This is a genomic window from Pseudomonas urethralis, assembly GCF_021602465.1.
GTDB lineage: Bacteria > Pseudomonadota > Gammaproteobacteria > Pseudomonadales > Pseudomonadaceae > Aquipseudomonas > Aquipseudomonas vlassakiae.
Genome location: NZ_BQIJ01000003.1, coordinates 353,149 through 373,797, shown reverse-complemented (window position 1 = coordinate 373,797; position 20,649 = coordinate 353,149). Strand labels below are relative to the sequence as shown.

The following is a 20,649-nucleotide window of genomic DNA, read 5'->3' as shown; positions in this document are numbered from 1 at the left end:
AGCGCTCAGCCCACGGATCGCTGGCGCGCCCAGGCTTCGGTGGTAAGGTTGCGCATCAACGCCAACTCGTCGGCCTCATGCTCGTGCATCAGCGCCTGGGCCCGCCGGGCGTAGTCGCTTTCCTGCCCCGTAGTCGCCTGTACCTCAAGTGATTCCATGCGCTCATGGAAGGGGGCAGCGAGGGCCTGGAAGCGTTCTGGGTAGGTTTCGCGCAGGTAGTTCTGCCAGAAAGGCCGCTGCACCAGGGCGTCGAGCATGGCCACCGGCGTATCGGCCCTCAGCACGTCCAGCTCCGCATGGCTGAGGTCGGCGTGGCTTACGTGGGCGAATGAGGCGAAATGCATCCGGTCCGCTGATGCCGGCAGGTCCAGCGCGGCAGCTAGCCGTGAGCGGTAGTAAAGCCGCGTTTCGATTTCGTCGACCTCGACCAGGCCCTCCGAGCGCAGGCGCTGCACGTGGCGTGCGGCAATCTCATCGAGCAGATCCAGACGGTGCAGCTGGCGGCCCAGACGCAGGAAACGCGCCTCCCGTACGGCCAGCGGAACACCGTCGATCCCTTGGTAGGCCAAAATGCCCACCTCCATCTGGTTGAGCATCAACAACAAGCGGTCGTCGCAACTACGGGGCGCATCAGCCTCGCGGAACAGCTGCTCGCGCAAGGCTTCGTTGTGTTCACAGGCGTCGAGAATATGCCAGACACGCCGGCGATAATGCCGCGGATGCGCTTCGAAATCCTCGCCTTCGGCGAAATCGGCGAGGAAACGGAACAGCCCTGCCGAGCCTGGTTCTTCGATCAAACGGTCCCAGGTAGCTTCGCGGCGCGCGCGCAACGTTTCGTCCCGGCTGGCCACCCATTCAGCGCGCGTCTCGGCGTCCACCACCTGGTGCGTATACGATGCACCGCCCCGGGCGCTGGATTCGCTGACACCGCGTGCCTCGTCAAGGAACGCTGCGCTGCGTTCGTTGAGCGGGTTCTCGTGCAGGTTGAGCCTTTGCAGACGCAGGCGTAGACCGCGCATCTCGCGCTGCAACTCGCTGATCCGGTTGTCGCGCAGGTCGAGGTGCGCACGCAAGGCGACCCGTTGGTGGATCACGGCCATATCCGCCTGCCCGGTAGACCGCAGCCGCACGTCGCGCACGTGGGGCAAGGCCGAAAGGTCAGGCACGCCGTTGAGCGGGTTAAAGCTGAGGATCAGCGTATCCAGCAACTGCAACCTCGCCAGGTTGCCGCTTGCAGCTTCGTCCAGAATGATCTGGTTATTGCCCAGGTTGAGCCTTCTCAGCTGGGTAAGCCTTTCGATGCCGTCAGGCACGCGGATCAGGCGATTGCCGCTGAGGTCGAGATCGACAACATTCGGAAATAACCTGAGGAATGACGCGTCGATATCCAGCAGGTTCATGTTGCGCAACGTCAGCCGGCGGACATGGACGTAATCGATACCGGCAGGCAGGCTGGGCAGCGCATCGACATGCTCGCCGTCGATGGTCAGTTCGTACTGATCGTTACCGTCCACCAGCTTGCGCCGCCAGCTGCGGCGCAAGGTATCGGCGACCCGGCGGCGGCGGATGGCGTCTATCGGTGTATGCCAATCGGCCTGCCATTGGCGCAGCACCTCGCGCAGCTGGGTGAGCTGGCGTTGCAGCGTCTGGTAATGGTCCCACAGGTTTTCACCGCGCTGGCGCACCGCATCCATGTAGGCTTCGAGCTGCATTTCGCTCAGGGTCGGGAAAATCTGGTGAATGCCTCGCCGTATTGCCTGCCGACTGCTTTCGCCACCACCGCTGAGCCGATAGGCCAGGCGCCCATCGGCAAAACGCCGCGGTGGACGCACGCCAGCCCCCTGTGGAGCGAGCCCTATCAACCTGGCCGCTTGCTCTCGCTCGTCGGCGGCGCTGTTGAGCAACGTGTCGCGTAATTGCGTCGCCTGCAGGTCGATGTTGCCCAACGCTACCTTCTGGTTGTCATCAAGGCACTGCACCATCGCCTGCAGCAAGGAACCGGGGCTACTTGTGCCGGTGTCCAGCGCATACGCCTGGTCATGCTTGATGATCACCCTGGTCTCGCTCGCAGCCTCGCCCTGGCTTGCACACAACAACAACCCATCGCGGCTGCCCACGCGCAGTTCCACCCGTACCGAGTCGGGCCAGGGCGCCTTGCGTTCGATCAACCCGAAGATGAGCTTCTCGCCATCGGCATTGAGCATTTGCGGCAGCCGCACGCCCAGGCAGGCCCGATCCACGCGACTGTCGCGCACATACCAGCGTGCGCGCTCGGCCATCACCAGCGGAATCCGCGACTCGGCGAGCAGTTGTTGCTGCACGGCCGAGCTGCTGTGGTCGATGATTTCCTGGGCGCCGCGGGGCGTCAGGCCGCTGAATGCCTTGATTAATTTGCCTTGCTCGGGGGTGGCTGGTTGGCGCGCCTGCTCCAGCGCCGGGCCGCGCAGGCCTGGTTGGGCGGCATGCAGTTCGAGACGCTCGTGCATGTCCAGTAGCCGGGCGGGCGCGGCACCGCGCTCAATGGCCAGGCGCCGCAGTTGGTCGGTCTGCAGGCCTGTGGCATCCAGCAATACACGGGCCCGTGACGAGAGCGTATTGGCGAAATTCCCGCCCGCTAGTCCCTGGAGCATGACCAACGGGTTGCTTTCGCGAGGCAGGTAATGAGGGTCGTGCCTGAGCCTCACACTGCCTGCGGGCAGCACTTTCGGCGCCAGTTCGTCCACCCACGAGACGCGCTTGACGCCGTGAAGCACGGCGGACGTGGCCCCTGCCAGTGCCACGCCCTCGACCACGTTGAAAACATGATCCAATGCGCCTTGTCGATCACCCAGTTTCCAGTGCTGGTAGCCCTCGTACACTTCGTCGAGCAGCTGCGCGGCGCTTACCACCAGCAGCAGCTCGCCCAATACGGGCACGAAGAGCGCAGCCAGGCCCAGCAGATCCAGCCCGGCAGCCTCCATCGCCTGCAAGCGCTTGTGCCGGCTCAGGCGGTCTTCATCGTCGGTAGGCACCGCGACGTAACGCGCATCATCGTAGAACCTGGCTTGCACCTGAGCCTGGGTATAGCTGAACAGCTCGCCTTCGACCGGCAGGTTGCGCCCGTCCAGCTCCAGCGGCTTTTCCGGTGCCGCAGCGGCCAGCGCGCGCGACAACGCCGTGTCGAAACGTTGCCGATCCCGGGCCCTGACAAAGCGGCGAATGCAGTTTTGCAGCGGCTTGTCCTTCATGCGGGTCGCCAGGTCGGCGTACAGCTCGTCCCAGGAGTCGTAATGGCGCAGGCTCTTTTGCGGATCGCCCGGCAACCACAGAATTACTTCATCGATGGCCGCATCTGGCGCAGGCCGCCACTCCAGGGCAATGACCCCGACCATGGGCGCACCCAACAGGTACAACTGGCGCGCGGTCAACGTGCCGCCCTGATAGGCGGGCAGGGGCGGTCGCTCGAGCACCGGCAACAGACGCTGCAGATCGCGCTCGTCCAGTTGGCCCTTGATCCGCACCTCATACAACGCAGCCATCATTTGTGTCCGCAGGCCGTCCTGAAACAGCTGGTCAATGCCTTTGCGTGCCTGGTCGACCGGTTGGCCTCGCCCTGCCTTGGGCTGCAGTACGGTCTTGAGCAGCGCCTGGTACCGACCACCGATGTCCAGCGTGCGACACAGTTTTACGAAATGCTCGAAGCTCATCTTCAAGCGTGCCGTTTTGGCGTCGACCAGATACGCCTTGCGCAGTAACCAGGGTTCGGCCTCATGCGCTTCGAAATTGTGCATTGCCGAAGCCAACAATGACTGGCGGGTGGTGTAGGTAACGGTCGGGCGATAAAGCTTTTCCGCCGCCGAAGGCAGAGAAAACTCTTCCGTGACCACGGTGAACGCCTGCCGCGGATCGACGTGACCCAGCCCGGCCTCGGCCAGGGCTTTTTCCAGCAACGGCGCGCCGAAGTCCTCGACGCTCGGTATGCGGCTCAACAGGTGCCGCAATTGGTCGGCAACTTGCTGCTGTTCATGCAATGCCTTGCGGTAGGCCTCGGCATGCTGCGTCTGGGCAGTGGTAATCCAATCGGGCAAACGTCGTGTGATCAGATGATCGACCGAGTCGGACGGGTAGATATCGGCAGAGGGCATGGTGGTCTCCTGGTCTTTAAGGAGACGCAGGACACCATGCGCCAGCGGAGCATTGTCGGTACTTAATGCTGGATACCCTATACCCTTCATTCGGATTTCCGACTGCCCGGTAATCACTCGTTCGGAAATCCGGTAATTCCCAGTTACCTGGAAACTGTCATAAAAGCTTGATCCCCAGGCTTTTCGCGACGTTATGATCGACAGCAGAGCTTGGCACGACTCATGCTCTACACTTGGTAGCCGAATGCAATCGCTTATAGCGGTATTCGTTGAACGAAAGAGTCCGCCAACGGCTCCATAAAAAAAACAAACACGTCGAGGAAAATTTGATGCGCATCGTTCGTCATCTGTTGGGCGCAACCATCGCCGCCGCGATCATCGCTTCGCCAGTTATGGCCGAAGAACTGACCGGCACCCTGAAGAAGATCAAGGACTCGGGCACCATCACCCTGGGCCACCGCGACTCTTCGATTCCATTTTCCTATCTGGCCGGCGGTCAAACGCCCGTGGGCTACTCCCACGACATCCAGCTGGCCGTGGTCGATGCCCTGAAAAAACAACTGGGTACCGACATCAAGGTCAAGTACAACCTCGTTACTTCCCAGACCCGCATCCCGCTGGTGCAGAACGGCACCGTCGACCTTGAGTGCGGCTCCACCACCAACAACGTCGAGCGCCAGCAGCAAGTCGGCTTCTCGGTCGGCATCTTCGAAGTCGGCACCCGCCTGCTGACCAAGGTCAAGGACGGGCAGCCGGCCTACAAGGACTTCCCGGACCTGGCCGGCAAGAACGTGGTAACCACCGCGGGTACCACCTCTGAGCGCCTGCTCAAGGCGATGAACGCCGACAAGCAGATGAAGATGAACGTGATTTCCGCCAAGGACCACGGTGAAGCCTTCAACATGCTCGAGAGCGGCCGTGCCGTGGCGTTCATGATGGACGACGCCCTGCTCGCCGGCGAGATGGCCAAGGCGCGCAATCCGAAGGACTGGGTCATTACCGGTACTCCACAGTCGTACGAAATCTATGGCTGCATGGTGCGCAAGGACGACCCTGAGTTCAAGAAAGCGGTCGATAAAGCCATCAAGGACTACTACGAGTCGGGCAAAGTCAACGAGAGCTACGACAAGTGGTTCACCCAGCCGATCCCGCCAAAAGGCCTGAACCTGAACTTCCAGATGAGCGACGAGCTGAAGAAACTGATCGCCGAGCCGACCGACAAGGCCGCCGACGAGAAGAAGTCCTGATCCTCAGCAGTTAGTGGCCTGCTGCTCGCTAGCGCGAATCAATCCTGCAGGGCACCCATTAGTGTCTAACCTTTCATCCGAGGGCGCCCAGCGCCCCCGGATGCTCGAAGGTGCCCGTGAAACAACCGTCTGAGGGGAAATCCCGATGAATTACAACTGGGACTGGGGCGTGTTCTTCAAGTCCACCGGCGTGGGCAGCGAGACCTATCTGGACTGGTACATCACCGGTCTGGGCTGGACCATCGCCATCGCCATCTCCGCCTGGGTCATCGCACTGCTGCTGGGGTCGGTCCTCGGTGTGATGCGTACCGTGCCGAACCGTCTGGTATCGGGCATCGCCACCGCCTACGTGGAGCTGTTCCGCAACGTGCCGCTGCTGGTGCAGCTGTTCATCTGGTACTTCCTGGTGCCGGACCTGCTGCCCGAAGGCCTGCAGGAATGGTTCAAGCAAGACCTCAACCCGACCACCTCGGCACTGATCAGCGTGGTCATCTGCCTGGGCCTGTTCACTGCCGCCCGCGTCTGCGAACAGGTACGCACCGGCATCCAGGCGCTGCCGCGCGGCCAGGAAGCCGCCGCCCGCGCCATGGGCTTCAGCCTGCCGCAGATCTACAACAACGTGCTGCTGCCGCAGGCCTACCGGATCATCATTCCGCCACTCACCTCGGAATTCCTGAACGTGTTCAAGAACTCCTCGGTGGCCTCGTTGATCGGCCTGATGGAGCTGCTGGCGCAGACCAAGCAGACCGCCGAATTCTCGGCCAACCTGTTCGAGGCCTTCACCCTGGCCACGCTGATCTACTTCACCCTGAACATGGGCCTGATGCTGCTGATGCGCATGGTCGAGAAGAAAGTCGCCGTGCCTGGCCTGATCTCCGTGGGGGGCAAGTAAATGGACATGGATTTCAGCGAAATCATCCCCGCCCTGCCAGCCCTCTGGGACGGCATGCTCATGACCCTGCAACTGATGGTCATGGGCGTGGTCGGCGGTATCGTGCTGGGTACCATCCTCGCACTGATGCGCCTGTCGTCGAGCAAGCTGCTGTCGCGTGTGGCCGGTGCGTACGTCAACTACTTCCGTTCGATCCCGCTGCTGCTGGTGATCACCTGGTTCTACCTCGCGGTGCCGTTCGTGCTGCGCTGGATCACCGGCGAGGACACCCCGGTGGGTGCGTTCACCTCGTGCGTGGTGGCGTTCATGATGTTCGAGGCCGCCTACTTCTGCGAAATCGTCCGCGCCGGTGTGCAGTCGATCTCCAAGGGCCAGATGGGCGCAGCCCAGGCCCTGGGCATGACCTACGGCCAGACCATGCGCCTGATCATCCTGCCCCAGGCCTTCCGCAAGATGACCCCGCTGCTGCTGCAGCAGAGCATCATCCTGTTCCAGGACACCTCGCTGGTGTACACCGTAGGCCTGGTGGACTTCCTCAACTCGGCACGCTCCAACGGCGACATCATCGGGCGCTCCCATGAGTTCCTGATCTTCGCCGGGGTCGTGTACTTCGTCATCAGCTTCTCCGCTTCGTGGCTGGTCAAGCGCCTGCAAAAAAGGATCACCGTATGATTTCCATCAAGAACGTCAACAAGTGGTACGGCGACTTCCAGGTGCTGACCGACTGCAGCACCGAGGTCAAGAAAGGTGAAGTGGTTGTGGTCTGCGGCCCTTCGGGCTCGGGCAAATCGACCCTGATCAAGTGCGTCAACGCGCTGGAGCCGTTCCAGAAGGGCGACATCGTGGTCGACGGCACGTCGATCGCCGACCCCAAGACCAACCTGCCCAAGCTGCGCTCGCGCGTCGGCATGGTGTTCCAGCACTTCGAGCTGTTCCCGCACCTGAGCATCACCGAGAACCTGACCATCGCCCAGCGCAAGGTGCTCGGCCGCAGCGAGGCGGAAGCGACCAAGAAGGGCCTGGCCCTGCTCGACCGCGTCGGCCTCGGCGCCCACGCCAAGAAGCACCCCGGCCAGCTGTCTGGCGGCCAGCAGCAGCGCGTGGCCATTGCCCGCGCGCTGTCGATGGACCCGATCGTCATGCTGTTCGACGAACCGACCTCGGCGCTGGACCCGGAGATGGTCAACGAAGTACTGGACGTGATGGTCGAGCTGGCCCACGAAGGCATGACCATGATGTGCGTGACCCACGAAATGGGCTTCGCCCGCAAAGTGGCCAACCGGGTGATCTTCATGGACAAGGGCAACATCATCGAGGACTGCCAGAAGGAAGACTTCTTCGGCAACCCGAGCGCTCGCCACGAACGCACCCAGCACTTCCTCAGCAAGATCCTGCAACACTGATTCGGCAACAACGGCACCGCTGCCCGGGTTCGCCCGGCAGCGGGTGCTGGCCGTGACAAGGCCACTGTGATGAAATGCGACCCTTCGCTTCTTCTCCCTGCCAAGCCCGCCGTGAAATCCCGCCTGATTCGCCAATTGCTGCTGCCGCCCCTGATCATCCTGCTGATGGTCGGACTGGGCATGGCCGGCTTCCTGATCAGCGAAAGCAATGGCATCCGCACCTTGAGCGAAAGCGGCGAACGTGCGCTGGAGCTGCATGCGCGAACGGTCGAGAGCGAAATCAGCAAGTACACCTACCTGCCGAGCCTGCTGGAGCTGGAAGACAGCGTCTCGCAACTGCTCACCGACCCTGATGGCGCCAACCGGCAGACCGTCAACGAATACCTCGAAGGCCTGAACCGCCGCAGCCGCAGCCGGGCGATCTTCGTTCTCGACACCAATGGCCGCGTACAGGCCAGCAGCAACTGGCGCGACGCCGACTCGTTCCTCGGTGAAGACCTGTCGTTCCGGGCCTATTTCCAGAGCGCCGTGCGTGGCGAACCGGGCCGCTTCTACGGGATCGGCAGCACCACGGGCGAGGCTGGCTATTACCTTGCTCACGGCCTGGAAGAACACGGCAAGATCATCGGCGTGGCGGTGATCAAGGTGCGCCTGGATACCCTGGAAGAGCGCTGGCAGCGGGCCCGCCTGGAAGCCTTCGTCAGCGACGAGAACGGCATCATCATTCTTTCCAGCGACCCAGCCCGGCGCTTGAAGTCGGTGCGCCCGCTGACTCCGCAGATCAAGGAGCGCCTGGCGCGCAGCCTGCAGTATTACTGGTGGCCGCTGAACGAGCTGCAGCCATTGGCGCGGGAAACCCTGGCCGATGGCGTGGAGAAGCTGACCTTCCCGGCCAACGCCGAAACTGCCCAAGGCAAGCCCCATGAAGTGAGCTACCTGGCCCAGACCCGGCGCCTGGCCGATACGCCCTGGCACTTCACCCTGCTCACCCCGCTGCAGGACCTGCGACGCGAGTCCATGGTGCAGGGCATCCTGGTCGGCGTGGCCTTCGCCCTGCTGACCATCCTCGGCATCGCCTGGAACGAACGGCGCAAGGTCGTTGCCACACGCCTGGCCGCCCGCGAGGCACTGGAAGAAGCCAACAGCCAGCTGGAGCGGCGCATCGCCGACCGCACCGCCGACCTGCGCGCCAGCAACGAACGGCTCAAGGGCCAGATCCGCGAGCGCCGGCATGCCGAACAGACCCTGCGCCATGCCCAGGACGAACTGGTCCAGGCCGGCAAGCTGGCGGCCATCGGCCAGATGTCCACCAGCATCGCCCACGAACTCAACCAGCCTCTGGCGGCGCTGCGGACCCTGTCTGGCAACACCGTGCGCTTTCTCGAGCGGGGTGCACTGGACACCGCCAGCACCAACCTGCGCACCATGAACGGCTTGATCGACCGCATGGGCCGCATCACCGCCAGCCTGCGCTCGTTCGCCCGGCGCGGTGACGACAGTGGCCAGGCGTCGCTGGCCAAGGCCGTGGAGGCGTCCTTGCAGGTACTGAACGACCGCATCACGGGCTGCAACCTGCAGTTGCACCACCAGTTCGACGACCAGCAACTGGCCATCGACCAGACCCGCCTTGAGCAGATCCTGGTCAACCTGATCGGCAACGCCCTTGACGCCATGGCCACCCAGCCACTGCCCGAGCTGTGGCTCGAAGGCGAGCTGCAAGGCGACAAGTATCGCCTGCGGGTACGCGATAACGGCCACGGCATCGATGCCGAAACCCGCAAGCACCTGTTCGAACCTTTCTTCACCACCAAACCGGGCGAACATGGCCTGGGCCTGGGGCTGACCTTGTCGGCGAGCCTTGCCGCCGCTGCCAAGGGCAGTCTGAACGTCGAGCACCCCGCCACCGGCGGCACGGCCTTCGTCCTCGCCCTGCCTTTGGTCACGCCCCCCAGCGAATCGGCAGAGCAACCATGAACCAAGCGCCACTTACCGTTCTGATCGTCGAAGACGACCCGCATGTGCTGCTCGGCTGCCAGCAGGCATTGGCCCTGGAGGACATTGCCTGCGAGGGTGTCGGCAGTGCTGAACAGGCCCTGGAGCGCATCGGCGATGATTTTGCCGGCATCGTCGTCAGCGATATCCGCCTGCCAGGCATCGATGGCCTGGAGCTGCTCAACCGCCTCAAGGCCCGCGACCGCAGCCTGCCGGTGGTGCTGATCACCGGCCACGGTGATATCGACATGGCAGTCGGTGCCATGCGCAACGGCGCCTACGATTTCATGGAGAAGCCGTTCTCACCCGAGCGTCTGGTCGATGTGGTGCGCCGCGCGCTGGAGCAGCGCGGGCTGTCCCGCGAAGTGGTGGCCCTGCGCCGGCAACTGGCCGAGCAGAGCAGCCTGGAGGGGCGCATCATCGGCCGCTCGCCTGCGATGGAGCACCTGCGCGAGCTGATCGCCAACGTCGCCGATACGTCGGCCAACGTGCTGATCGAGGGGGAAACCGGCACCGGCAAGGAGCTGGTCGCCCGCTGCCTGCACGATTTCAGCCGGCGCCAGGGCCAGCCGTTCGTGGCGCTGAACTGCGGTGGCCTGCCGGAAAACCTGTTCGAAAGCGAGATCTTCGGCCACGAAGCCAACGCCTTCACCGGTGCCGGCAAGCGCCGCATCGGCAAGATCGAACACGCCAATGGCGGCACGCTGTTCCTCGACGAGGTCGAGAGCATGCCGATCAACCTGCAGATCAAGCTGCTGCGCGTGCTGCAGGAACGCACCCTGGAGCGCCTGGGCTCGAACCAGAGCATCGCGGTGGATTGCCGGGTGATTGCAGCCACCAAATCCGACCTCGACGCCCTCGGTCAGACCGGGCAGTTCCGTAGCGACCTCTATTACCGCTTGAACGTGGTCACCCTGGAGCTGCCGCCGCTGCGCGAACGTCGGGAAGACATCCTGCAACTGTTCGAGCACTTCCTGCAGCAGTCGGCGCTGCGATTCGACCGCGAAGCACCGACACTGGACAGCCAGACCCTGTCGCGCTTGATGGCCCATGACTGGCCGGGCAACGTGCGCGAGTTGCGCAACGTGGCCGAGCGCTATGCCCTTGGGCTGCCAGCCTTCAAGAAAGGCCCGAGCGGCGGCGCCAGCCAAGGGCTTGGCTTTGCCGAGGCGGTGGAAGCGTTCGAACGCAACCTGCTCAGTGACGCCCTGCAGCGCACCGGTGGCAACCTCAGCCAGGCCAGCCAGGAGCTGGGCATGGCCAAGACCACGCTGTTCGACAAGGTCAAGAAGTACGGGCTCGGCTGACGACGCAGCATCAAAGCCCTGCGATATGGGTCACATCCTGCCGGTGTGCCTGCAGATAAGGCAGCACCGCCGCCAGCAACGGTGCCTTGAAGGGCTCCTGGAAGCGATGTGCCAAGCCCGGAATCAACCTCAGCTGGCTGCCCTGGATATGCGCTGCCAGGTGCACCCCATGCATCACCGGCAACAGCGGATCGGCCGTGCCATGCACCACCAGCGTCGGCACCCGTAACTCATTCAGTAACGGCACCCGGCTCGGCTCGGCCAGGATCGCCATGATCTGGCGTTTTGCCCCCTCCGGGTTGAACGCCCGGTCATACGCTATCGCCGCCTGCTGCAGCAGCACCGCCCGGTCATCGTGCACCTGTGGGCTACCCAGCGCCGCCAGCAGGTCGGCCTGCTGCTCGATGGCCACCTCGCGATTCGGCGCACTGCGCCGCGCCAGCAACTGCACCAACGCCGGATCAGGTGCCGGCAGCCCGGCCGCTCCCGAACTGGACATCACCAGGGTCAGGCTACGCACCCGCTCCGGGGCCATGGCTGCCAGGTGCTGGGCGATCATCCCACCCATGCTCACCCCCAGCACATGGAACTGGCGGATGCCCAGTACGTTCATCAACTGCAGGCCATCATCGGCCATGTCGGTCAGGGTATAGGGCGCCGCTACCGGCAGGCCCAGCTTGTAGCGCAACAGTTCGACCGTGAGGTTGGCCGAAGGCGGCAGCTGGTTCCAGCGCGACAGGCCGACATCGCGATTGTCGTAGCGAATGACCCGAAAGCCCTGGCGGCACATTGCCTCCACCACATCGTCAGGCCAATGGATCAGTTGCCCGCCCAGGCCCATGACCAGCAGCAAGGCCGGATCGCGAGGCGCGCCGACGCTTTGATAGACCAGGCTCAGGTTGCCGACTTCGGCACGTTGTACCGGCACATGGGCGTCGCAGCGCGTGTCGGCCAAGCTGGCCGAAGCGCTGGACAGCAGAAAGAAAAACAGCAGAAAAGCCCGCATGAAAGAAACACCAGAATGCAGATCCCCAGTAGAGCGCGAGTCTGATGACTTTCCTTCGGGCGCGCTGCCACAGTTCAGTGACAGTTTGATGAACCCTGCCGAGCGGTGCGGCTGATCGTCCAGTCGACAGCCTGGGGCAACATGAGTGAAACTCAACTCATTCCCCGTTTTCTCAAAAAATCTTCTCGGAGACAGCCCGTGCTGGAGATCCGCCACCTGAAAACCCTTCATGCCCTGCGCGAGGCCGACAGCCTGGTTGAGGCGGCCGAACGCCTGCACCTGACCCAGTCGGCGTTGTCGCACCAGTTCAAGGAGCTTGAAGAGCGCCTGGGCCTGCCACTGTTCGTGCGCAAGACCAAGCCGATCCGCTTCACCAGCGCCGGCCTGCGCCTGTTGCAACTGGCCGATGCCACCCTGCCGCTGCTGCGCGGCGCCGAGCGTGACATCGCCCGCCTGGCGGGTGGCACCGCCGGGCGCCTGCACATGGCCATCGAGTGCCACAGCTGCTTCCAGTGGCTGATGCCAACCATCGACCAGTTCCGCGATGCCTGGCCGGAAGTGGAGCTGGACCTGGCCTCGGGCTTCGCCTTCGCCCCGCTGCCGGCGCTGGCGCGGGGCGACCTCGACCTGGTGGTGACCTCCGACCCGCTGGACCTTGCCGGCATCACCTATGTGCCGCTGTTCACCTACGAGGCCATGCTCGCCGTGGCCAACCAGCACCCGTTGGCCAGCAAACCGTACATCGTGCCCCAGGACCTGCTCGACCAGACCCTGATCACCTACCCGGTGGAGCGCGATCGCCTGGACATCTTCACCCGCTTCCTGGAGCCGGCCGACATCGAGCCGGCTGCCGTGCGCACGTCCGAGCTGACAGTGATGATGATGCAACTGGTAGCCAGCGGCCGTGGCGTCTGCGGCATGCCACACTGGGCGCTGCATGAATACAGCTCGCGCGGCTATGTGAAGGGCAAGCGCCTGGGCGAGAAAGGGCTGTTTGCCACGCTGTATGCAGCGGTGCGCACCGACATGCTCGATGCGCCCTACATGCGCGACTTCCTGCTGACCGCCAAGGACACTTCGTTCGCCACCCTCGACGGGGTCAGCGCGGTACGCTGACCGCCTGGCGGTACAGCGGCAGTATCAGGTCGCGGGTCAGCGGCGCCAGGTCCAGCGTTTCGGCCTGATCGGCGCCCAGCCACCGCACTTCTTCGATTTCCGCCGCCGGGGCTACAGCCTCGGCACTGTCGACGCGGAACAGTTCGGCCTGCACCTCGCAGCCCGGCTCGTTGGCGGCCGGCGCGCTGAACTGGCCCAGGGGCACCGCGTGGGCGGGGTCGATACGCAGGCCCAATTCTTCGAACAACTCGCGTACCAGCGCCTGGACAGGCGACTCTCCGGCATCGATCTTGCCACCTGGCTGCATGAACGCCTGGGTACCACGCTTGCGCACCAGCAGGGTGCGGCCTTGCGGGTCGATCAACAGGGCGGCGGCGATGCGGATGATAGTGGGCATGGGTAGGCTCGCTGAAAAACCGACAGTCTACAGAAGATCGACGACGAACGGCCCCTTGCCAACCCGCCCATCACCCGCCATAACGGACTCATGAACCTGCCAGCCCACCAGCACCCGGTGCTCGAGCTGTTCCACCCGGCCGTCGGCACCTGGTTTCGCCGTCACTTCGCCACGGTCACCGATGCCCAGGCCCGTGCCTGGCCGCTGATCCATGCCGGCCAGTCGATGCTGCTCGCCGCGCCAACCGGTTCGGGCAAGACCTTGAGCGCCTTCCTGGCGGTGCTCGACGAACTGGTCCGCGAGGGGCTGGAGCATGGCGGCGAGCTGCCTGCTCACACCCAGGTCGTCTACGTCTCGCCTCTCAAGGCGCTGTCCAACGACATCCGCCTGAACCTGCAGGCGCCGCTCGAAGGCATCAGCCAGGCGCTACAGGACCAGGGCCTGAAAGCGCCACGCATCACCACCGCCGTGCGCACTGGCGATACGCCGCAGAAGGAACGCACGGCGATGCGCAAACTGGCACCGCATATCCTGGTGACCACACCCGAATCGCTGTACGTACTGATGGGCTCGGCTTCCGGCCGCGAAGGCCTGGCCAGCGTGCACACGGTGATCGTCGACGAGATCCATGCCCTGGCCGGCAACAAGCGCGGAGCCCACCTGGCGCTGACCCTGGAGCGCATGCAAGCCTTGTGCGGGCGGCCACTGCGGCGCATCGGCCTGTCCGCCACCCAACGCCCGGTGGAGCGCGTGGCGCAGTTCCTGGTCGGCTGCCAGCGCCCTTGCGCGATCATCGACGTTGGCCATGCGCGCCAGCGCGACCTCGCCATCGAAGTGCCCCCGGTGCCACTCGGCGCGGTCATGGCCACCGACGTCTGGGGCTTGGTCTACGACCGCCTGGCTGCCTTGGCCCGCGCACATCGCACCACACTGGTATTCGTCAACACCCGGCGCCTGGCCGAACGCATCACCCGCCACCTCAGCGACCGCCTGGGTAAAGCGGCCGTGGCCGCGCACCATGGCAGCCTGGCCAAGGAATTGCGCCTGGACGCCGAACAGCGCCTGAAGCACGGCCAGCTGCAGGTGCTGGTGGCCACCGCCTCGCTGGAGCTGGGCATCGACATCGGCGACGTCGACCTGGTCTGCCAGATCGAATCGCCCGGCTCGATCGCCGCCTTCTTGCAGCGCGTCGGGCGCTCCGGGCACCAGGTCGATGGTATTCCCAAAGGGCGGCTGTTCGCGACCTCACGAGATGACCTGATCGAATGCGTGGCGTTGCTCGACTGCATTCGCCTTGGCGAACTCGACGAATTGCATATCCCCAAGGCCCCCCTGGATGTGCTGGCCCAGCAGATCGTCGCCGAAGTCAGCAACCAGGCTTGGCAGGAACAGGCGTTGCTCGACTGCCTGCGCCAGGCAACGCCATACGCAGAACTCGACCCAAGGCGTTACCAGGCCCTGTTGTGCATGCTCGCCGAGGGCTACAACGGCCGCCAGGGTATCCGCAGCGCGTATCTTCATCGTGATGCGGTCAGCGGCACGTTGCGCGGCCGCCGGGGCAGCCAGCTGACGGCGCTGACCAGCGGCGGCACCATTCCCGACAATGCCGACTACGCGGTGCTGCTCGAACCACAGGCGCTGAACATCGGCAGCGTCAACGAAGACTTCGCCGTGGAGAGCATCGCAGGCGATATCTTCCAACTGGGCAACGCGTCCTACCGCATCCTCAGGGTCGAGCCTGGCCGGGTGCGGGTCGAGGACGCCCAGGGCCTGCCACCGACCATCCCGTTCTGGCTTGGCGAAGCACCGGGGCGCAGCGATGAACTGTCCGCTGCGGTCGCCCGCCTGCAGGCGCGCATCGATGAGCAGCTGGTGCTGAACGAAGGCGACCTTGCTGCGGTACAGCAGTGGCTACAGACCACGTTCGAGCTGGATGAGGCCAGCGCCAGCCAGTTGCTCGACTACCTCGCCCGCACCCACGAAGTGCTGGGCGCCCTGCCCTCACAGCAGACCTTGGTGATGGAGCGCTTCTTCGACGAGTCTGGCGGTACCCAACTGATCATCCACTCGCCCTATGGCAGCCGCATCAACCGTGCCTGGGGCCTGGCCCTGCGCAAACGCTTCTGCCGTACCTTCAATTTCGAGCTGCAGGCCGCGGCCAGCGAGGACGCCATCGTGCTGTCGCTGTCGACCAGCCACAGTTTCGAGCTGGATGAAGTGTGGCGCTACCTCAACAGCCGCGGTGCCGAGCAGATCCTCATCCAGGCCGTGCTCGACGCGCCGTTGTTCGGCGTGCGCTGGCGCTGGAATGCCGGCGTGGCCATGGCCCTGCCGCGCTTCGTCGGCGGGCGCAAGGTGGCGCCGCAGATCCAGCGCATGAAAAGCGAAGACCTGATCGCTGCGGTATTCCCCGACCAGATCGCCTGCCTGGAGAACATCGTCGGCGAGCGGCAGATCCCTGATCACCCACTGGTCGAGCAGACCCTTGACGACTGCCTGCACGAGGCCATGGACAGCGAAGGCTGGCTGGCGTTGCTGCGGCGCATGGAAAGCGGCCAGGTGCGCCTGCTGTGCCGCGACCTGCCAGCGCCCTCGCCACTGGCCTCGGCGATTCTCAATGCCAGGCCATACGCCTTTCTTGATGACGCGCCGCTCGAAGAGCGGCGTACCCAGGCGGTGCTCAATAGGCGCTGGAATGAAGTTCACAGCGGCGATGATCTCGGCGCGCTGGACGCCGATGCGATCACCGCCGTGCAGACCGAAGCCTGGCCGCAGCCAAGCAATGCCGACGAGATGCACGAGGCGCTGATGACCCTGGGCGCCATCAGCCATGAGGAAGTCCAGGCCAACCCCAGCTGGGACCTGCTGCTGCGTCAGCTGGCCAAGGCCGGGCGAGCCCTGCGCCTGACCGCTGAAAAGCTGTGGCTGGCGCGCGAGCGCCTGAACCTGCTGCAAGCGCTGTATCCGTCTGCACACATGGAGCCTGCGCTGGACGTACTGCCCGGCTTCGATCAGGCCATCGACCCGGACAGGGCACTGCGCGAACTGCTACGCGCTCGCCTGAGCGGCTACGGTCCGCTCAGCGTTGCACAGATTGGCGCACCACTGGGCAAGCCTGCAGCCGAGGTCGAGCAGGCGCTGGCCCGCCTGGAAGCCGAAGGCTATGTGCTGCGCGGCCACTTCAGCCCTGGAGCGCTGGACCTGCAATGGTGCGAGCGCCATCTGCTGGCACGCATCCATCGCTACACGGTGAAACGCCTGCGCCGGGAGATCGAGCCCGTCAGCCTGCAGGACTTCATGCGTTTTCTGTTCGACTGGCAGCACCTGGCCCCTGACGAGCGTTTGCGAGGCCCCCAAGCCGTGGCCGAAGTGCTGGGGCAGTTGCAGGGCTTCCCCAGTGCCGCCGGCGCCTGGGAGGCGGAGCTGCTGCCTGCGCGCATCAAGGATTACAGCCCGCACTGGCTGGACGATGCCTGCCGCAGCGGGCAGTTTGCCTGGAGCCGCCTGGCGGCGACGCTGGCGAGCAATACCTTGTCGAGCACACCGTTGGTGTTGCTGCCGCGTGAGCACATGGGGTTGTGGCGTAGCCTCGCCCCCGAGCCGGCACCGGATGCACTTGGCGGGCGGGCACAACGGGTGTTTGAGGCACTGCAGGCTCAGGGAGCATTGTTTTTCGACGAGTTGACCGTTGATGCCCACCTGCTGCCCAGCGAGCTGGAAACAGCGTTGCAGGAACTGGTGGGTGCCGGCCTGGTAGGCGCCGACAGTTTCACCGGCCTGCGCAGCCTGATTACCCCGGCGGCCAAGCGCACATCGCGCAACAGCCGGCGCGGCCACCCGCCGCTGTCCAGCAGCATGGCCCACGCCGGGCGCTGGGCCTTGTTGCGCCGGGGCGGCGGCACTGTCGATGAACACCAGCGCCTGGAGCACATCGCCCGCGCACTGCTGCGGCGTTATGGGGTGATCTGCTGGCGGCTGCTGGAACGGGAGAGCGATGTGCTGCCGCCCTGGCGTGAACTGCTGCGTTGCTATCATCGCCTGGAGGCGCGTGGCGAGATTCGCGGTGGGCGCTTCATTGCCGGGCTGGCGGGTGAGCAATTCGCCTTGCCGGAAGCTGTCGGGTTGCTGAGGCAAGTGCGGCGTCGGGCCTTGGATGCGGGGTTGGTGGTGGTGAGTGCGAGCGACCCGCTGAACCTGATCGGGTCGTTGCTGCCTGGGGCGAAAGTGCCTGCTGTCGGTGGCAACCGGCTGCTGTATCGCGACGGTGTGCCGGTGGCGGTGCGGGTGGCTGGGCGGTATAGCTACCTGGTAGATGGCACAGCGCAGGAGCAGGAAGAGTGGAAGCAGAAATTGCTGCGCGACACGCTTTGACTGATTCTGACGAAGGATTCAGATATTTCCCACACATATGAACTGGCGATCACTAGCTAAGGAAAATATCCTACAAGCCCTGTCGACTCGCGTCTGATTGTCCCTGGAAACACCGCCCTTTAGGCTTTTCGGGTCGCTGAAAACTTCAGCGATGCGGGTGTGGAAACCCGGATACTCACTTAGATCGCTGTCGTCATGGCAGCTGTGCGCGGGAGGCCTTCAGGCCTGCCGGGGTTCCTAGGTGACCGGTTTTCCACCCCGCGTACAGTTGCCGCCTCTTCGTGTGGAAACGTAAGCGGTAGCTCCTTCGTACCCACCTGGGAGTTGCTTATGAAAAAGATCGTCCCCGACCCACCGCATCATTTCGACCTTCCCTCCGACAAGACCCTCACCAACGCCGTCAGCGAAGGCATCGTGCCCATCGATCACGTGGTGATGAACGTCACTCACTACCTGATGCTTGCCTACAACCATTGCCACCGGACCCTCGACGCCATCGAAGATGACCGCACCCGGGAATTGCTGGTGAATGGGTTGCGTGCCATGCAGATTGCCTGGGGCCAGGCGGATGCACTGTCGCTGGCCTTGGAGCGGAGTACCAACCTTCATTGAGGTTGGATTTGCGGGCCTCTTCGCGGGTAAACCCGCTCCCACAGGGTCATCACAGTCTCGAAGACTTGCGCCTGACCTGTGGGAGCGGGTTTACCCGCGAAGAGGCCATAACAGGCAGTCGAGAAATTTCAGGAGAGGAATCGATGAGCACAGACGACACCCAATTCACTGTCGGCAAAACCACCTTCTTCCAGGGCGAACACCAGACTCATCCCCTGTTCCGCATCGAGCCAGGCATTCCTTGCCGGGATGCCCGCGAGCAAGCCTCGGAACTGATGGGCTATGTCCGCGAACTGACCATCATCGGCTTGATGGACGAGAAGCCAATGATGATCTGGGCATCCCATTACCTGAGTGCCATGGCCAAAGCACTGATGGATGACGCCGAACTGGGCATGCGGCAGTGAGCATCGGGGTGGCCCACCCAATACCCATGGCCACCCCGCAGCAAAGCTCGGCGAGAATGATTTTCGCTACCCCGATTTTAATTTGCAGCGCCATGCAACTTGGCTATGGTCGAGGTTTGCCCCAGGCCCTGAGCCTGACCGCGCCATCGCAAGGACCCCGTATGAGCCTGTCACTTCTCAGCCGCTATGCCTTCTTCACCGCCTGCGTTTTGTTCACCCTGGCGAGCCTGCCGTTCCTCCACCACGAATGGTTGTGGCCGTTCACCCTGGCCACCGGGGTGCTCAGCCTGATCGGGGTGTTCGACCTGCTGCAGCAACGCCACGCGGTGCGCCGCAACTATCCGATCCTCGGCAACATCCGCTACCTGGTCGAGGCCATCCGCCCGGAAATCCGCCAGTACCTGCTGGAAGCCGACAGCGACGCCCTGCCCTTCTCCCGTGCCCAGCGCTCGCTGGTGTACGCCAGAGCCAAGAACGAAGCCTCGGACAAACCCTTCGGTACCCTGATCGACGTCTACGAGTCGGGCTTCGAGTTCATCGGCCACTCCATGCGCCCGGCGCCGCTGACCGACCCGGCAAGCTTCCGCGTCATCGTTGGCGGCCCACAGTGCAGCCAGCCGTATTCGGCATCGATCTTCAACATCTCGGCCATGAGCTTCGGCTCGCTCAGTGCCAACGCCATCCGCGCCCTGAACAAGGGCGCCAAGCTGGGCAACTTCCACCACGACACCGGTGAAGGCAGCATCAGCCCCTACCACCGCGAACACGGTGGCGACCTGGTGTGGGAACTGGGCAGCGGTTACTTCGGCTGCCGCACCGCGGACGGGCGCTTCGACCCGGAACGTTTCGCCGCCCAGGCCCGTACCCCGCAGGTACGGATGATCGAGATCAAGATGAGCCAGGGCGCCAAGCCCGGCCACGGCGGCATCCTGCCCAAACACAAGGTGACCGAGGAAATTGCCGAAACCCGCGGTGTGCTGATGGGCGAGGACTGCATTTCGCCCTCGCGCCACAGCGCCTTCTCCACCCCGATCGAGATGATGCACTTCATCGCCCAGCTGCGTGAGCTGTCCGGTGGCAAGCCGGTAGGCTTCAAGTTCTGTCTGGGCCACCCGTGGGAATTCATGGGCATCGCCAAGGCCATGCTGGAAACCGGCATCCTCCCCGACTTCATCGTGGTCGATGGCAAGGAAGGTGGCACCGGCGCCGCGCCAGTGGAGTTCACCGACCACATCGGCGTGCCCCTGCGCGAAGGCCTGCTGTTCGTGCACAACACCCTGGTCGGCCTTAACCTGCGCGACAAGATCAAGCTCGGTGCCAGCGGCAAGATCGTCAGCGCCTTTGACATCGCCAGCGTGCTGGCCATCGGCGCCGACTGGGCCAACTCGGCGCGCGGCTTCATGTTCGCCATCGGCTGCATCCAGTCGCAGAGCTGCCACACCAACAAGTGCCCTACCGGCGTCGCGACTCAGGACCCGTTGCGCCAGCGCGCACTGGTAGTGCCGGACAAGGCCCAGCGGGTGCTGAACTTCCACCACAACACCCTGCGTGCGCTGGCCGAGATGCTGGCCGCAGCGGGCCTCGAGCACCCGGCGCAGCTGGAGGCCAAGCACCTGGTGCGGCGCGTGTCGGCCACCGAGATCAAGCTGTTCTCCCAGATGCATGTGTTCCTCAAGCCGGGCGAGTTGCTGACCGGGGAGGTCGATGGGCAGTTCTATTCGCGCATGTGGCAGATGGCCCGGGCCGACAGTTTCGAGCCGATGGTCGCCTGAAAA

At 64.1% G+C, this 20,649-nt stretch carries 14 protein-coding genes; 11 read left to right on the top strand and 3 right to left on the bottom strand.

What is annotated here, in order from left to right; all coding sequences use genetic code 11:
* Window positions 1-5: 5 nt before the first annotated feature.
* Window positions 6-4,124, bottom strand: coding sequence for an NEL-type E3 ubiquitin ligase domain-containing protein (locus tag L6D64_RS07240; protein ID WP_176506023.1), 4,119 nt, complete (start codon window positions 4,122-4,124; stop codon window positions 6-8).
* Window positions 4,125-4,453: 329 nt separating this feature from the next.
* Between L6D64_RS07240 and L6D64_RS07235 the strand changes: the two genes are divergently transcribed.
* The 6 genes from L6D64_RS07235 to aauR all read left to right on the top strand — a co-directional run bounded on the left by L6D64_RS07235 (window position 4,454) and on the right by aauR (window position 10,965).
* A complete protein-coding gene (locus L6D64_RS07235; protein WP_176506022.1) occupies window positions 4,454-5,371 on the top strand; it encodes a glutamate/aspartate ABC transporter substrate-binding protein in 918 nt (305 codons plus the stop codon).
* Between the two features lie 145 nt (window positions 5,372-5,516).
* Window positions 5,517-6,263, top strand: a complete 747-nt coding sequence (locus L6D64_RS07230) for an amino acid ABC transporter permease (RefSeq protein WP_176506021.1) — start codon at window positions 5,517-5,519, stop codon at window positions 6,261-6,263.
* Window positions 6,264-6,935: an amino acid ABC transporter permease gene (locus L6D64_RS07225; RefSeq protein WP_054885876.1), complete on the top strand. Its 672-nt coding sequence runs from the start codon at window positions 6,264-6,266 to the stop codon at window positions 6,933-6,935.
* A complete protein-coding gene (locus L6D64_RS07220; RefSeq protein ID WP_003258023.1) occupies window positions 6,932-7,666 on the top strand; it encodes an amino acid ABC transporter ATP-binding protein in 735 nt (244 codons plus the stop codon). Before L6D64_RS07225 ends, L6D64_RS07220 begins: the two co-directional genes overlap by 4 nt.
* Window positions 7,667-7,735: 69 nt before the next feature.
* Window positions 7,736-9,640 (top strand): two-component sensor histidine kinase AauS, encoded by a 1,905-nt coding sequence (aauS, locus tag L6D64_RS07215; protein ID WP_054885877.1) that lies wholly within the window; start codon window positions 7,736-7,738, stop codon window positions 9,638-9,640.
* The gene (gene aauR, locus L6D64_RS07210; RefSeq protein ID WP_176506020.1) at window positions 9,637-10,965 is read left to right on the top strand and encodes a two-component response regulator AauR; all 1,329 of its coding nucleotides are present in this window, start codon (window positions 9,637-9,639) and stop codon (window positions 10,963-10,965) included. The genes aauS and aauR overlap by 4 nt, the downstream gene beginning before the upstream one ends.
* A 10-nt stretch (window positions 10,966-10,975) precedes the next feature.
* Here the strand turns inward: aauR and L6D64_RS07205 are convergent, their stop codons facing one another.
* Window positions 10,976-11,971: an alpha/beta fold hydrolase gene (locus tag L6D64_RS07205; protein ID WP_176506019.1), complete on the bottom strand. Its 996-nt coding sequence runs from the start codon at window positions 11,969-11,971 to the stop codon at window positions 10,976-10,978.
* 198 nt (window positions 11,972-12,169) lie between these two features.
* On the opposite strand from L6D64_RS07205, the gene metR reads away from it, so the two are divergent.
* Window positions 12,170-13,087 (top strand): transcriptional regulator MetR, encoded by a 918-nt coding sequence (gene metR / locus L6D64_RS07200; protein ID WP_003258025.1) that lies wholly within the window; start codon window positions 12,170-12,172, stop codon window positions 13,085-13,087.
* Here metR and L6D64_RS07195 read toward each other — a convergent pair.
* On the bottom strand, window positions 13,071-13,484 hold the full coding sequence (locus tag L6D64_RS07195) for an NUDIX hydrolase (protein WP_176506018.1): 414 nt from the start codon (window positions 13,482-13,484) through the stop codon (window positions 13,071-13,073). The two genes, metR and L6D64_RS07195, sit on opposite strands and share 17 nt — an antisense overlap.
* 90 nt (window positions 13,485-13,574) lie before the next feature.
* On the opposite strand from L6D64_RS07195, the gene L6D64_RS07190 reads away from it, so the two are divergent.
* The 4 genes from L6D64_RS07190 (at window position 13,575) to L6D64_RS07175 (ending at window position 20,646) form a co-directional block, all read left to right on the top strand.
* Window positions 13,575-17,855 carry a DEAD/DEAH box helicase gene (locus tag L6D64_RS07190; protein WP_176506017.1) on the top strand — a complete coding sequence of 1,427 codons (4,281 nt, stop codon included), beginning with the start codon at window positions 13,575-13,577 and terminating at the stop codon, window positions 17,853-17,855.
* Window positions 17,856-18,185: 330 nt separating this feature from the next.
* Window positions 18,186-18,467, top strand: coding sequence for a hypothetical protein (locus tag L6D64_RS07185; RefSeq protein ID WP_176506016.1), 282 nt, complete (start codon window positions 18,186-18,188; stop codon window positions 18,465-18,467).
* Window positions 18,468-18,610: 143 nt separating this feature from the next.
* On the top strand, window positions 18,611-18,874 hold the full coding sequence (locus L6D64_RS07180; protein WP_176506015.1) for a DUF3077 domain-containing protein: 264 nt from the start codon (window positions 18,611-18,613) through the stop codon (window positions 18,872-18,874).
* A 161-nt stretch (window positions 18,875-19,035) separates the two neighbouring features.
* Window positions 19,036-20,646 (top strand): FMN-binding glutamate synthase family protein, encoded by a 1,611-nt coding sequence (locus L6D64_RS07175; protein WP_176506014.1) that lies wholly within the window; start codon window positions 19,036-19,038, stop codon window positions 20,644-20,646.
* Window positions 20,647-20,649 lie beyond the last annotated feature (3 nt).